This is a genomic window from Psychrobacter sp. 4Dc, from assembly GCF_002836715.1.
Lineage (GTDB): Bacteria > Pseudomonadota > Gammaproteobacteria > Pseudomonadales > Moraxellaceae > Psychrobacter.
Genome location: NZ_PJAT01000103.1, coordinates 1 through 14,529 on the forward strand (window position 1 = coordinate 1; position 14,529 = coordinate 14,529).

Below are 14,529 nucleotides of genomic sequence, written 5' to 3' on the forward strand. Positions count from 1 at the left end.
TAAGACCATCAAAACCAATATTTATTAATATACTGACAGCACTAAAAGGCAACACCTCAGTGTCACCTTTGAATCATTGTCTACCGCACTACTGTTATATATTTCAATATTCTATAATTTCGATATCGACGCAAAGTTATATAAATAGCAAAACAAGCATAAAAGGTATAAACAATAAATGGAGCTCATATCGAGAATTGAACTCGAGACCTCTCCCTTACCAAGGGAGTGCTCTACCGCTGAGCTATATGAGCGTATATTGAAACCTTGAACTGCACTAAAAAAAATATCACGATGCAGCAATAATTACTGACTCTCGTGATGATTTATTGTTATGCTTTGCGATGGTGTATATATGGAGCGGGTGGCGGGAATCGAACCCGCGTCATTAGCTTGGAAGGCTAAGGTGTTACCATTATACCACACCCGCATTTACTCTTATTCAGGATAACTCTAATCGAGAGTTATGAGATATAGAGAGTATGCTTGGCGCTATGACAAACTTTAGAAAATATGGTGGTGGGGGAAGGATTCGAACCTTCGAAGCTTTCGCGACAGATTTACAGTCTGTTGGGTTTGACCGCTCCCCAACCCCACCTTAGGTTGCTTTGAACAAAAATGACTTACATTTAAGACAAATTCATAAAAAGCTACTTTAAGAGAGATGGTGCCGACTGCCGGGATCGAACTGGCGACCTACTGATTACAAGTCAGTTGCTCTACCAACTGAGCTAAGTCGGCTTGTTCTCTTAAAGTGGTGGCTATTCTATCAAATTTTTTGAGATGCGCAAGTACTTTTTCATCTTTTTTTAAATTAATTTGATATGAATATTTAAGTTACTGATTAAGCTGGTTTTTTTATAAATAAAAATATGGCAATAAATTGGCTTTTTACTTGCAGCCCTTATTTTTATCACATTATTGGCTATTTAATTAGCGAATACGCAAGCCATTACAGGCCATTTCTACCGCTTTTATTAAGGCCAATGCTTTTTTATTGGTTTCATCCCATTCTTTTTCTGGTACAGAATCAGCAAAAACCCCTGCTCCGGCTTGAATATGTATTTCACCACGGCGCATCACCGCAGTACGGATAGCAATGGCAGTGTCCATATTACCATTCCAACCTAAATAACCTACTGAACCGCCAAACACTGTTCGGCGCACCGGTTCTATCTCATCGATAATTTGCATGGCGCGGATTTTGGGTGCACCTGATAGCGTCCCAGCTGGGAAAGTGGCACAAAATACATCTAGTGCATCTTTGTCAGCTCGTATCGTACCCTCAACATTAGATGCGATATGCATCACTTGTGAGTAGCGCTCTATAAACATCTTTTCTGTGACCTTGACACTGCCATACTCGCAAACGCGGCCAATATCATTGCGACCTAAATCAATGAGCATCAAATGCTCGGCCGTTTCCTTCTCATCATTTAACAGACCTTGCTCAAGCGCTAGGTCTTCAGCCTCATCTCGGCCACGTTGCCGTGTCCCTGCCAGCGGCCTTACCGTCACTTTGCCATTTTCGATACGGGATAGGATTTCAGGAGAAGCACCGATAATATCAAAGCGTTTGTGATCGTCGAGTGTATAGCCATGCACTAAAAACAGATACGGTGATGGGTTTAGGTAGCGAAGCGCACGATAGACGGCTAGAGAGTCGCCTGTATAGTCCGCTGTCAAGCGCTGCGCTGGCACTACCTGCATGACGTCACCTGCGGCGATGTAATCCTTTATTTTATTGACATCGCTACAGTATTTTTCGGCACCTGTTTGCGATATAAATTTAGGCGTAGGCATTACAGGGGCACGCAGGTTGGATGGTTCTGCTAGCTTTTCCTCGATTTGTTCTAGCTCACGAATAGCTGAACTGTAGCCATCCTCAGACTGGCAATCAGCATAGACGATGATTGACAGCGTATTCTCTAAATTATCAAATACAATAACGCTCATCGAAAGCATCAGCCACATATCTGGCATCGACATTGGATTGGGCGCATCAGATAAGCCGACACTTGGCTCAATAACACGTACTATATCGTATCCAAAGTAACCGACTAGACCGCCGCTAAAGCTCGGCATCGTTGGCACATCTTCAGCGGTTGGCATATGATATTGTGCCATCAGCTCACGCAGGTAATCAAAGGGATTCTCTACTGACTCTGTATCAATATGATCGTTTCGTTTGGTCGTCATATTGCCATCAGCGTACTGCAAAATCAGATCGCTACCCAATCCAATCATGGAGTATCGTGCCCAGCGCTCACCGCCTACTACAGACTCAAACAGATAGGCAGAGCCGTTTAGATCACGTACTTTGGAGAATACAGATACGGGAGTCTGCGCATCCATCAGACGTTTTTTTACTAGTGGTGCGTGACTAAAGCCTCTATCTCTAAAAGCTTGGTATTCTTCAAAAGTCATCATAATAGCGCTCTCTTAGCACCTTATAGGCAATCATAAACTATAAGCTGCTCTATAAAATATAGCGCCAATATTCGCTAAAATATCGACGCTATAATGAGTCATTTGTTTAAAAAACGGTAAGTACAACAAGGCTCTCTATCAAAAATTACGACAAAGACCTAGTGTAAAATTGAATTATGCACCGCCCATATTAAACAACCATAAGGCCAAACCGATAATTAGAATGGTCACAAATACCCATATAAACCAGCCACCGCTTGCTTTTTTCTCTACATGACCTGCATGGGCAGGGTTGCTGATTTCTTGATCCATCGCATTATTGCCTTCGGTACCAAGATCGCGCGGCTGCCCTAAATTAGCCGTGCCTGAAAACTGTGCACTAGCTGCTTGTTTGGCTTTTAAAACTTCAGGGTCAGCTTCTTCTTGTAACTCTGTTTTTGTTGTTTTGTCGTGTTCGTCTTGGACTGCTGGCTCTTCATGCACTGCTGGCTGCTCTTCTACCACTGGCGCGCTATCAGTAGATGCTGCATGTGATGACTCTGTAGACGTCACAGCCTCTGTTTCAGTTGCTGTTGGTACAGATGTGTCATCCACCCCTTCTGTGGCAACTGGCGTTTCTTCTACTGGCTTAGGCGATGCTGCTTCCGCGTCAGACAGTACTTCATTAATCCCTGTTTCTTTGACAACTGGCTCTGTAGCAACGGCTTCTTCAGTAGTTAGCTCTTCAATAACTGGTTCAACGGTTTCATGCGTAGAAGTTACTGAGTCTTCGGTCATATCTGAGCCGGCATCTACAGATAAAGGTTCTACAGGTACAGTATCATCTGTAGCAGGTAACATTTCTTCGATACCAGTTTCTTTAATCACGGGCTCATTAATTGTTTGCTCTTTGATTGGATCTTCTTCAAGAACGCTTTCCTCAACTACTTGCTCTTCGGTCACAGGCTCACTGGCAGGAGTTTCTAGCACAGTAGCCGTGTCAGCATTCTCATGTGTATCTGCTACTGGCTCTTCTGTGGTCACTGGCGCTAGCGTTTTACTCTCTGACGTCGTCACAGGTGCAGTAGATTCCTGTACTTGAAAGCTAAAACTTGCAAAGCCAAGCGTATCGTCTGCCTTTAGATGACTAGATTCATTATTTGCAATACGTTGCTCATTGATAAACGTGCCATTAGAAGAGTCTAAGTCCTTCACGTACAACTGACCATCTAGCACACTGAGCACTGCATGGTTGCGAGAGACCTGCTTGCTACCTAGTACTACGTCGTTATCACTACCACGACCTATAGATAAGCTATCACTAACCGTCAGTGTTAGGTCACCTAGCGCTTCGGTCAATGCATTCAGCTGCCAAGTTGTACTTGCTGCCGTATTCGTACTTTCTGTCTCGTTTGTCATGTTATAACTCCTTATTTTTCTATTGAATATCCAATGATGCTAAAAATAATAACTCTAAAATATTACTGCCAATTTGTGATAAGTATTGTCGCTATTTCTTTAATAATAGTTGCCTAGCACGGTTTATTAAGTACTTTCCTCAGACACCATACAGTATTTACTTTGGTATAAAGTGAGGTTTTATAACTTTGTCGAGCTTGTTATAGGGGATATTAAGAATAGGCATACCGTAAGCATATGGGCCGATAGAATAATGCTGGTAACGAATGCTAACGCCTGTATCAGTCAAGGTCACATTATCGCTCAACGTAAATGGCCAGTTTTTCTCATAACTGCTCACGTCTTCGGCAACCGTTTTAACCCACACTTTATACGCATCATAGGCAAGCGCCTTAAAACGAGGTTTTTTACCTGAGATAAGCATGTCGTCAAGCGTGACTTGCTTTTTGGTACTTGGGTCAAATACTAGGTACTCGCTATAAGGCATGCCGTGTGCACCGCCAGTATAGACGTAAGAGCTTATCTCAAACAGTTCAAAGTCATCGACATGACCTAGATAATTGGGCGCTACCATCAGATTATAACCCCATGACACATCATCAGGCATATCTTGGAATTGCGAACTCACAAAGCTATCAAGAGCATCTTTAACTTCTTTTTCGCTGATTTTACCCTTAATAGGTGCTGACTCTGTCATCTGACTATTGACGACTAAGTTATCGATACGGGCATTGGCAATCTCATCTATCCAGTTTTGACTGCTTTTGAGATATTTAACTTCAATCTCTGGACAGTTATCACGCTTGTCACACGTCTCTTGTATATTACTGGGTAGTTGATACGGTAGATATTCAGTGCTGCTAATAAAGTTTCCTGCATTTACCGACGTACTAACGGCACTTAATAATAGGCTGCCAGTCAACATAGCAATTGAACGTCTCTGGCTTACCTTTATCGAAAATAGATCAGCCGATATAGATTTATCATCAGTTTGAGTCGTAGTGTGCATATGTCCTCTTTTATAAATATAAAATGTTGTTTATCATTCTACCGTAACAATTGCACTGTATTGTAGGAACACTGTTTGTGTTTTTAAGGTTCTGTTGACAATTAAATGCTTATCTCCTCGCATTTATCACATAAATAACAGACAATAAAAAAGACACGGCTAGCGTGTCTTAATAGATAAACAATACAGCGATGTGGCTGATTTTAATGCTCACGCGTACTGCTAAAAGTCACTTCTGGATAACGATCTTGCATCAGCTGGAGATTGACGCGTGACGGTGCAAGGTAAGTCAAATAACCACCACCATCTAATGATAATTGGTCATGGGCTTTTTTCTTGAACTTTGCCAATGCTACTTCATCATCGCAATGAATCCAGCGTACCGTAGCTATCGATACTGGCTCAAAGGTACATTGAACCTTGTACTCTTCTTTTAGACGATGCGCGACCACTTCAAACTGTAGGACACCGACTGCGCCTAAGACCAAGTCATTATTAATCTGCGGCATAAAGACCTGCGTTGCGCCCTCTTCACTTAATTGTTGAAGACCTTTTTGCAGAGCTTTTGATTTGAGCGGATCTTTTAATACCACACGGCGGAACAATTCAGGGGCAAAATGCGGAATACCCGTAAAGCTCAACTCCTCGCCTTCAGTGAAACTGTCACCAATAGAGATGGTGCCATGGTTATGCAAACCAATGATATCACCCGGATAGGCTTCTTCTAACGCCTCACGGTCACCTGCTAAAAAGGTCAAAGCATCAGCAATACGTACGTCTTTCCCCAGACGCACATGCTTCATTTTCATACCCTTCTCGTACTTACCAGAGCACACTCGCAAGAACGCAATACGGTCACGATGACGCGGATCCATATTGGCCTGAATCTTAAAGACGAAGCCTGTGAAATCTGTCTCAGTGGCTGATACTTCACGCTCAGTCGTTGGATGGGCTTTTGGTGGCGGTGCATATTTGACCAAGGTATCAAGTACCATGTTTACCCCAAAGTTACCCAATGCTGTGCCAAACAATACTGGCGTCATCTCGCCAGCCAAAAACGCTTCAACACTGAACTCTTCTAGCGCCATCTGTACCAGCTCAAGCGACTCTTCAAAAGCATCAAACATCAACTGTCCTAGACGCTCACGGATATCTGGATAATCGTAGCCTTCTCGGGTCTCAGAGACCGTCATCTTGCCGCCATTACCTTTTTCATAAAAGTAAGTTTTATTTTCAGTCAAATGATAGACACCGATGAAGTCTTGACCCATACCGATAGGCCAAGTCACTGGGATACATTTGATTTTCAACACTGCTTCGATTTCGCTAAGCAATTCAAGCGGCTCACGAATCTGACGATCTAGCTTGTTGACGAATGAGATGATAGGTGTATCGCGCATACGACACACTTCCATCAGCTTGATGGTTCGTTCTTCGACACCTTTTGCGCCATCGACCATCATCAGCGCACTATCCACTGCGGTCAAAGTACGGTAAGTATCTTCACTAAAGTCGGCGTGACCTGGGGTATCTAGTAGGTTGACCATATGGTCTTTATACGGAAACTGCATGACAGACGTCGTAATCGAGATACCACGCTCTTGCTCCATGCTCATCCAATCTGAGGTTGCATGACGATCTGTCTTACGGCCTTTTACTTCGCCCACTACCTGAATCGCTTGACCCCACAACAGGAGTTTTTCGGTCATGGTGGTCTTACCAGCATCGGGATGCGAGATGATGGCAAAGGTGCGGCGCTTAGCAACTTCTTTGTTTAATTTCTTTGGATCTACGCTCATAATTTTCAGCTTCAACAGTTATGTGATTTAGAAGTGACTCTAAATAAATAAAATAAATAATGGGCGTATTGTAGCGGATTTAGCATCAGGGTGCAGAATTAGCGTATAAAAAAACACGCCCCGTTATTTAAACGAAGCGTGTTTTTGGGCTTTTTAATTACGATCATCCTGCTTAATTAGCACGACTAATAGTCATCAATTCATCTCAATAGTAGCGTTCGATTTGCTCAGCCAAGAAGTCGCCAGCTATCTCATTGACGATTGTACAATCAACTACGTCAAAACGACTGTCTGTGTTCGGGTCGGTGCTACCTTTGGCGACATAGTTTGCCTCATAGACGTCTTTTCCATACTCAACACCGCTATATTCATAAGCAGGCTGATCATCATACTCAAAAAACATGACTTGCGCGGCTTGTTTCTGATTGCCTATGCCCACTCCGAACTGAGAGGTTCTATGATCTCTGTTGTCACTAGAGCGTTGTTTGGCTGCATCAAGCCATTCATCTATTGTAGCGTATCCGCTTTTGTTTTTCTCATTAAATGCCAAAAACCAGCGCTCACTAGTTACCACAGGGATATAACAAACTGACCCTTCAGGAAAGGCAACATTGGTCGGAATTTCAGAATAGTTGTTTAAGTCGGTAATAATACCGTATCTATTGTTCACATTTGTACTAGCAACATAGCTGTTCGCACGCAAACCCGACAAATTGAGCGTCTTATAAGTAGTTTGATAGTCTAGCTGATTGTTGGTGTTTTTTTCATATATGGGGCGTTTGACCGTCCGATTATTAACCTCGATGTCTTTATTTTCAAGTCGACCCTCGAAATCATCTGCCAGTACCGTTCTGTCTAAATCATTCAGGCTTTGATTGCTATAACTGTTGATGAGATTGGTAGTTTTGATGTTGCGTGCGCCTGTGCGATAGGTTTCATCGATGCGTGCAATAGCGGTATCGTTGGCCTTACTATCGTAACTATTGGCAAAGCTCGTCAACGTAATATTGTCGCTGTCAGAACCATAACTGCCGTCATCTACTTCGCAGCCTATCAAAGCAAGTATTGTCCAGAAGAAAACACCAGATATCGCAACCACTCTATTCATCGAACAATGTCCTTATGATTTAGATTTCTATTATCCGTACTGATAACGTATATATGGCTCATTACCGCTATTGTACCTCTTCAACGTCTGTACGATAAGCTTGTAAATCTAGAAACGAATAAAACTGTGCTCAAAATCTCATTTACAAACTAGCAGTATATATTTACTCTCTATGCACTGAGCTGCGTGAGCGATTTGTTATGCTAGGTTTCATATTAAGTTTTACCACTCAACTATAAACATAAAAACTCACAACAAAGGATGTGTCATGAAATCTCTATACTCTACCAAATCTACTGTTACTGGCGGCCGCATGGGTACAGCAACCTTAAGCGATAGTGATCTTGAAATCAATATGGTACCACCAGGCGGTAATGAAAAAGGTAATAACCCTGAGCAATTACTCGCAATGGGTTATGGCGCTTGTTTTGATGGCGCCTTAGGCGTAGTCAAAAAGATGGAAAGCGCAACATTTGGCTCAACTGTTGAGACCTCTGTAGACCTATTACAAGGTGACAATCACGAATATAAGCTTGCCGTAAAAATCCATGTCATCGCTGATAATACAGACCTGTCAGCTGACGAGTTTCAACAGTTGGTCGAGAAAGCGCACCAAGTATGCCCATATTCTAAAGCCACACGCGGCAACATCGATGTTGAAGTCACCTCAGAAGTAAAGTAACGCATTATGAGACTCATTATCAATGATTAATTAAGAAAGTAGTTAATTAAAAATACGTTAATTATAGAAGAACTCAGCTGGTCTGGGTTCTTTTTTTGTTTGAAATTTTGGTGAAAAAATAAAACCGCCAGAACATCTCGTAACGGTTAAGCAGTTCGGCACGCACTGTTTTTATCGTTATAATAAGGACATATTTTTATCTAATAGCTGATAAGTGACTTTTATGACTGATAATATAGCTGACAATACCGCCGATAACGACCACAACTCCCATCAAGCACTCGATCCTAAAACCTTACCGAATTTTGACGATATGCCAAATGTGGCACTGATGGATACCAGTCACGTAGACAAAGATCAGCCGCCCTTTATCTTAGTCGACGGCTCGTATTATCTGTTTCGCACCTATCATGCCCTCCCAAAGACCATGCAAAACTCGCAGGGTCTAATCACCAATGCGATTCGCGGTACCTTGAATGCGCTGCTAAAACTGATGCGTCGTTATCACCCTACTCATATGGCCGTCTGCTTCGATACAAAGTCACCGACTTTTCGCCATCATATGTCGCCTGACTATAAGGCCGCTCGTCCGCCTATCGATATAGAACTGGTAGAGCAAATTCCTTATATTCATCGTTTGGTCAGCGCCTTGGGTATTCCGCTATTACGTATCGAGGGTGCAGAGGCCGATGATATCATCGGTACACTTGCCTATCGTGCCGTCGAGCAAGGTCACCATGTGGTCATCTCAACGGGCGATAAAGACATGATGCAGTTGGTCAATGATTGCGTCATCTTAGAAGACAGCTTTACTGGTAAAGTCACGGATACACCAGCGGTGATCGATAAGTTCGGCATTAACCCAAACCAAATGATTGATTTTTTGACGCTCATGGGTGATGCCTCTGACGGTATCAAAGGTGTACCTGGCATCGGTAAAAAGACCGCTAAAGACCTACTCGTTGAGTATGGTGATATCGAAAATATGCTCAAGCATATTGGCTTTATTAAAGGTCGCGGGGCGAAAGGTCTGATTGAACACGCTGACGATATTCCTTTTAATCGAAAGCTAGCCACCATCGTCACTAACTTAGCAATCGGTCAAGATTGGAATGACCTAAAAATCAATACTGACCCTTGTGCGCATATAGATGAATTGCGTGAATTATATAATGAGCTTGAGTTTAGAAATGAGCTGGCATCGCTTGACCATCCAAATCATCCTGCCAATGGCTCTAAAAGTGTTGCTGATAGCCAAGCCGATACGGAGTCACAGGCACAGGTGGCAAAATCGCTCCAATCAACCAAGAGCGACAACATCAAAGACAGCACTAACCATGATAAAGCGTGGCACACTGTACTCGATGAGCCAGCGTTTGATAGCTTGGTCGAATTGTTAGAAGCTGCTCCGCATTTTGTCATTGATACCGAAACCACTAGCGTTCATTGGCGTGATGCACAAATTGTCGGTTTATCCTTTGCGTTGCAAGCACACGAAGCCTATTACATTCCGCTTACGCATAGCCTAGAAGGTGATGAGCTAACTGCCAAGCAACTTGATCGCGATACAGTATTAGCTCGCTTAAAACCTATCTTAGAGAACCCAAATATCGGTAAAATCGGTCAGCATCTAAAGTACGATGCGCACATCCTCGCTCACTACGATATCGACCTAGTTGGCGCCATACATGAGCAGCCAAATAACTGGGCAATGGACACCATGCTTGCCAGCTACGTCATCAATGCGGCAGCCACTCGCCACGGTATGGACGATTTGGCACGTCATTATCTACAAACGCAAACCATCAGCTTTGAAGATGTGGCAGGTAAAGGCGCTAAGCAAGTTACCTTTGACCAAGTGGCCATCGATATCGCGAGCGACTATGCGTGTGAAGATGCCGACATCACCTATCAATTATTTGACGTGTTCAGCGTTGAGCTGGCTAACGATGCCAATAATGCCAAACTGTTACACGAGCTAGAGATTCCAACAGCAGAGATACTTTGCCAAATGGAAGCGCATGGTATTTTGATTAAACGTTCATTCTTAAACGAGCTATCAAAACGCTTCGACGAAGAAATCATCGCCCTAGAGAAGCGCGCTTATGAAGTAGCTGGTGAAGAGTTTAACTTAGGCTCTCCTAAGCAATTAGGTGAGATGCTGTTTGAAAAGCTAGGCGTCGCTGGTGGTAAAAAAACCAAGTCTGGTCAATACTCGACTGGTGAGGCGGTACTATCAAAAATCGATCATCCATTGGTCGATATTACGCTAGAGTATCGTGGACTATCTAAGCTCAAAAGCACTTATACTGATGCGCTGGATAATGTCGCAGATAGCGAAACCGATCGCGTACACACTAGCTACCATCAGGCATTAACGAGCACTGGTCGTTTGTCATCGACAGATCCTAACTTGCAAAATATCCCAATTCGTACTGCGACTGGTCGTTTAATTCGTCAAGCCTTTATCGCACCAGAAGATCGCGTTATTTTAGCCGCCGATTATTCACAAATTGAATTACGTTTAATGGCGCATTTTTCGGGTGATAAAAACCTAACTCATGCCTTTAACGAAGGGTTAGATATTCATGCAGCCACCGCTGCCGAAGTACTTGGTAAAGATGTCGCAGACGTCACTTCGACCGAACGTCGTAATGCTAAAGCTATTAACTTTGGTCTGCTATACGGGATGAGTGCCTTTGGACTTGCCAAGCAGTTACAGATGAGCCGCGGCGAGGCACAAGACTATATCGATATGTACTTTAAGCGTTATCCAGGCGTCAAAAACTATATGATCAATACGCGTGCCAGCGCCTATGAGCAAGGTTATGTCGAGACGATATTAGGTCGTAAGCTCTATACGCCTGATATCAATCATAGTAACCGTATGGTCAAGCAAGGTGCTGAGCGCGCGGCGATTAACGCCCCACTACAAGGCTCTGCTGCTGATCTAATCAAGCTTGCTATGATTGCCGTTGATAAAGTGCTGCCAAAAGAGCAAGCCAAAATGCTGCTACAGGTTCACGATGAATTGGTGTTTGAAGTGGATGCCGATAAAGTAGACGAAGTTAGCCAGCTAATTACCGATGCTATGCAAGATGTATTGACGACTACGGCAGTAGGAAAAGGTTGGAACGTCGACTTTGCAGTACCTTTATTAGTCGAGACTGATAGCGGTCAAAACTGGGATGAGGCGCATTAGTCACTCACTGCCATTTAATCAAGCATGCAAGGTATGATTATCGATGTACCTTGCAGATATGAGAGTTTTTGATAATGGATACTACAATAAATCATTATATATTGTTTATATTAACAATCACTTATGACCAGTTAGTTATATTTCATAACAGTAATGTCTAGGTACGGGGTTTATAATAGGTCATCTGTTACACCCTAACTATTCGATATTTTTTGCTTTAAAGTGAGCCTTTGGGCTCACTTTTTTGTTTTTAACACATTCTTTTTGATACGCAGGAGCCAGTTATTTTGAGTTCAGATGGCATCATTGAAGTCCCTGGCATTATACTTTTGATAATATGCCTATTGCGCAGTTCACAATATGTTATGAAAAGTCATGTCAAACAAATTAAGGCTTTTTGGCTGGCAGCCGTACTTATATTTGTCTCTGTCATTCGTCGAGAGTTGAACTATCTACCAGACTTACTAGTTCCAAGCGATTTTTCGATGCTTGGCCAGTCTTATGACTGGTGGGAGGACAGCGTCCTTACCGTTATTTATCTCGTCGCACTTGGTTTGCTGGTCTACTCAAGGCATTACCTATGGGCAGTGCTAAAACACGTGCCCGTTTCGCTCTATCTTAGCGTTACTGTACTTGCTATCATTCAGTACATGGGCGAGAACGCTATTATGTTCCCGCATACATTTGGGGAAATTGTCGAAGAGCTGGCTGAGACTGCCATTTATGGTATCGCCTTGACCTATTTATGGCGATGTAAACTGGCTGATTATCAGTCATGTCTAGTACAGAAGTTAAATTATAAGTTCGACCATGCCAATAATTAACACTATAAGTTTTATTATTTATGTAGCGATCTGGCTATCGTACAAAGACTTAGCATAAATTTCATAAATAATTACGGCTACTCATCTTGAGTAGTCGTTTTGCGTTCTAGTCATTGTCTTACATTTTTTGAACATCCTGTCACACCTTGCTACTAGTGAAAAGTTGATTAAGCGTACAAACTGAGAAGCATATTATCCACGTTACAACGAACGATGCTTTAACAAGCCAGCACGATATTTTTACTTCTAATGATGGCGACATTTAATAACTACAATAAGGAATTATTCATGGAAAACTCAAAAAACCCACTACCAGAAGAGATGGATCATATTGACGGTAATCGTCGTAACAATAATCAGGATGAACAAGACGACCAATTGGTCGATTTGGACAATCCTATGTTGCATACCATCGATAACGATGATGTGATTGATAATAGTGCAGGATTCAATAACTCTGAAGTCGGTAGTGATGCGACCCAAGGACTAACACCTGCGCATCGTCAAAATATCGATGAGTCACGTGTCGATGAGATTTTGGTTCAGGACAATCTTGATGACAGCGATTATCCAGATGCCATGGATATTGTTGATAGAGAAGCGGCCGAACGTAGCAACGATGATGATTTTTAGAACTTAATACGATTGTTGACCTACTCCTCTAAACCAAAAAAGCACGCTTAACTATATTAAGCGTGCTTTTTCTTATTTTGCTATTCAATTCACCACGATAGCGACTTTCGACTGTTTAAACCCAGCCATCTAACGTGCCAGCCCAACCTTTTACCAAAGGCAGACTCAACGCTTCAAGCAATTCAATATGTGTCTCATCAAGGTTTAATGCAGGGATATAATGATACTCTTGCCCGCCAGCATTAAGGAAGTTATCACGGTTTTCAATGGCTAGCTCTTCTAGTGTCTCTAGACAATCTGCTGAAAACGCCGGACTAATCACTTGCACCGAGCGCACACCTGACTGACCCCAATCTTCCAACACTACATCAGTATACGGCTTAACCCACTCTTGCTTACCAAAGCGTGACTGGAAACTGATAATCCATTCGTCATCGTTCAGGCCAAGTTCATGCGCCACTTGTGCAGCGGTACATTTACAACGTTTAGGATAAGGATCGCCTTTATCAGCATAAGGCTGCGGAATACCATGAAAACTAAACATCAATTTTTCAGGCTTGCCATGCTTCTCTTGAAAACGGCGAATAGAGTTGGCCAATGCTTGAATATATAGCGGATGGGCAAAGTAATCTTTGACAATTGTATAATTTGGCAAGTTGCGTTGCTTGAGCGTCCACTTCGTCAGCGCATCATATACCGCACCGCCTGAAGAGGCAGAGTACTGCGGAAACAATGGCAGAATGACAAAGTGATCAACCCCTTCACCGCGTAGCGCATCCATGACATCAGGCAAACCAGGATTACCATAGCTCATCGCAGGATGCACAGAGACACGAAATGGTGACACACTATCGGCCAAACGTGGTTCTAATAGCTCAACTTGGCTTTTTAGTATTTTACGAATCGGTGAGTCACCTTCCCAAATACTAGCGTAAGCCTTTGCTACGCGCTTAGGACGACTGGGCAAGACAAATAGATTCAGAATAATAGCCCATAGGAATTTGGGAATCTCGATCACTCGTGGGTCTGACAAAAACTGTTTGAGGTAGCGACGTACGGCAGGTGCCGTTGGCTCATCTGGGGTACCAAGATTCACTAACAAAACGGCAATACGTGGGGGCAATTTAGGTTTCATAGCAGCACTTTATTAGCAGTAAGTTATTAAGGGTTAGGTCAAAATAATAAGAGACGATACTGTTAAGACACAGTTGAATAAACACCTCATTAGTGTAGCATTTTATCTATTAATAACGCGGGCTAAAAGCGCCCCTATACAATTTGATACGCAGTTGCTATTTATTGACTCTTGATTACTTGATGCTAGCGGCTTGTTCATTATTTGCCTATGGCGAATTTTACATACCAACTATGATCGATACGCTCGAAAGGCGCGCTCGACGGTTGTACTCCAACGCGCATCACCATACAATAGGCAGGCCCAGTT

Annotated in this window: 10 protein-coding genes and 4 tRNA genes; 4 read left to right on the forward strand and 10 right to left on the reverse strand. The window is 42.8% G+C overall.

From position 1 onward, the window contains the following. Positions 1 to 179: 179 nt before the first annotated feature. From CXF61_RS08780 to CXF61_RS08820, 9 genes are all read right to left on the reverse strand, one after another. Positions 180 to 254, reverse strand: a tRNA-Thr gene (locus tag CXF61_RS08780). 102 nt (positions 255 to 356) lie between these two features. Continuing rightward, a tRNA-Gly gene (locus CXF61_RS08785) sits at positions 357 to 430 on the reverse strand. An 84-nt stretch (positions 431 to 514) separates the two neighbouring features. Next, positions 515 to 598: transfer RNA gene (locus CXF61_RS08790), tRNA-Tyr, on the reverse strand. Between the two features lie 67 nt (positions 599 to 665). Then, positions 666 to 741: transfer RNA gene (locus CXF61_RS08795), tRNA-Thr, on the reverse strand. A 192-nt stretch (positions 742 to 933) separates the two neighbouring features. Continuing rightward, complete coding sequence (locus CXF61_RS08800) at positions 934 to 2,430, reverse strand: anthranilate synthase component I family protein (protein WP_165597938.1); 1,497 nt, start codon at positions 2,428 to 2,430, stop codon at positions 934 to 936. 174 nt (positions 2,431 to 2,604) lie between these two features. Next, positions 2,605 to 3,828, reverse strand: a complete 1,224-nt coding sequence (locus CXF61_RS08805; RefSeq protein ID WP_165597939.1) for an FHA domain-containing protein — start codon at positions 3,826 to 3,828, stop codon at positions 2,605 to 2,607. Positions 3,829 to 3,985: 157 nt separating this feature from the next. Further along, positions 3,986 to 4,837 carry an RsiV family protein gene (locus tag CXF61_RS08810; protein WP_165597940.1) on the reverse strand — a complete coding sequence of 284 codons (852 nt, stop codon included), beginning with the start codon at positions 4,835 to 4,837 and terminating at the stop codon, positions 3,986 to 3,988. Positions 4,838 to 5,040: 203 nt separating this feature from the next. Further along, the gene (locus tag CXF61_RS08815) at positions 5,041 to 6,636 is read right to left on the reverse strand and encodes a peptide chain release factor 3 (protein ID WP_057758477.1); all 1,596 of its coding nucleotides are present in this window, start codon (positions 6,634 to 6,636) and stop codon (positions 5,041 to 5,043) included. 205 nt (positions 6,637 to 6,841) lie between these two features. Next, positions 6,842 to 7,744 carry a hypothetical protein gene (locus CXF61_RS08820; RefSeq protein WP_165597941.1) on the reverse strand — a complete coding sequence of 301 codons (903 nt, stop codon included), beginning with the start codon at positions 7,742 to 7,744 and terminating at the stop codon, positions 6,842 to 6,844. Between the two features lie 268 nt (positions 7,745 to 8,012). On the opposite strand from CXF61_RS08820, the gene CXF61_RS08825 reads away from it, so the two are divergent. The 4 genes from CXF61_RS08825 to CXF61_RS08840 all read left to right on the forward strand — a co-directional run bounded on the left by CXF61_RS08825 (position 8,013) and on the right by CXF61_RS08840 (position 13,085). After that, positions 8,013 to 8,426, forward strand: coding sequence for an organic hydroperoxide resistance protein (locus CXF61_RS08825; RefSeq protein ID WP_165597942.1), 414 nt, complete (start codon positions 8,013 to 8,015; stop codon positions 8,424 to 8,426). Positions 8,427 to 8,649: 223 nt separating this feature from the next. Then, positions 8,650 to 11,628 (forward strand): DNA polymerase I, encoded by a 2,979-nt coding sequence (polA, locus tag CXF61_RS08830; RefSeq protein WP_165597943.1) that lies wholly within the window; start codon positions 8,650 to 8,652, stop codon positions 11,626 to 11,628. 365 nt (positions 11,629 to 11,993) lie between these two features. Continuing rightward, entirely contained in the window at positions 11,994 to 12,452 is a 459-nt protein-coding gene (locus CXF61_RS08835) for a hypothetical protein (protein ID WP_227526644.1), read from the forward strand. 288 nt (positions 12,453 to 12,740) lie between these two features. Continuing rightward, positions 12,741 to 13,085: a hypothetical protein gene (locus CXF61_RS08840; RefSeq protein ID WP_165597945.1), complete on the forward strand. Its 345-nt coding sequence runs from the start codon at positions 12,741 to 12,743 to the stop codon at positions 13,083 to 13,085. Between the two features lie 115 nt (positions 13,086 to 13,200). On the opposite strand, the gene hemH is transcribed toward CXF61_RS08840, so the two are convergent. After that, positions 13,201 to 14,220 carry a ferrochelatase gene (gene hemH / locus CXF61_RS08845; RefSeq protein ID WP_165597946.1) on the reverse strand — a complete coding sequence of 340 codons (1,020 nt, stop codon included), beginning with the start codon at positions 14,218 to 14,220 and terminating at the stop codon, positions 13,201 to 13,203. Positions 14,221 to 14,529 lie beyond the last annotated feature (309 nt).

What these genes read in the sequence shown, in the direction of transcription:
- CXF61_RS08820 (WP_165597941.1), bottom strand. Translation starts at nt 7,744, where the DNA reads ATGAATAGAGTGGTTGCGATATCTGGTGTTTTCTTCTGGACAATACTT.
- CXF61_RS08810 (WP_165597940.1), bottom strand. Translation starts at nt 4,837, where the DNA reads ATGCACACTACGACTCAAACTGATGATAAATCTATATCGGCTGATCTA.
- hemH (WP_165597946.1), bottom strand. Translation starts at nt 14,220, where the DNA reads ATGAAACCTAAATTGCCCCCACGTATTGCCGTTTTGTTAGTGAATCTT.
- CXF61_RS08835 (WP_227526644.1), top strand. Translation starts at nt 11,994, where the DNA reads ATGAAAAGTCATGTCAAACAAATTAAGGCTTTTTGGCTGGCAGCCGTA.
- CXF61_RS08815 (WP_057758477.1), bottom strand. Translation starts at nt 6,636, where the DNA reads ATGAGCGTAGATCCAAAGAAATTAAACAAAGAAGTTGCTAAGCGCCGC.
- CXF61_RS08825 (WP_165597942.1), top strand. Translation starts at nt 8,013, where the DNA reads ATGAAATCTCTATACTCTACCAAATCTACTGTTACTGGCGGCCGCATG.
- polA (WP_165597943.1), top strand. Translation starts at nt 8,650, where the DNA reads ATGACTGATAATATAGCTGACAATACCGCCGATAACGACCACAACTCC.
- CXF61_RS08800 (WP_165597938.1), bottom strand. Translation starts at nt 2,430, where the DNA reads ATGATGACTTTTGAAGAATACCAAGCTTTTAGAGATAGAGGCTTTAGT.
- CXF61_RS08840 (WP_165597945.1), top strand. Translation starts at nt 12,741, where the DNA reads ATGGAAAACTCAAAAAACCCACTACCAGAAGAGATGGATCATATTGAC.
- CXF61_RS08805 (WP_165597939.1), bottom strand. Translation starts at nt 3,828, where the DNA reads ATGACAAACGAGACAGAAAGTACGAATACGGCAGCAAGTACAACTTGG.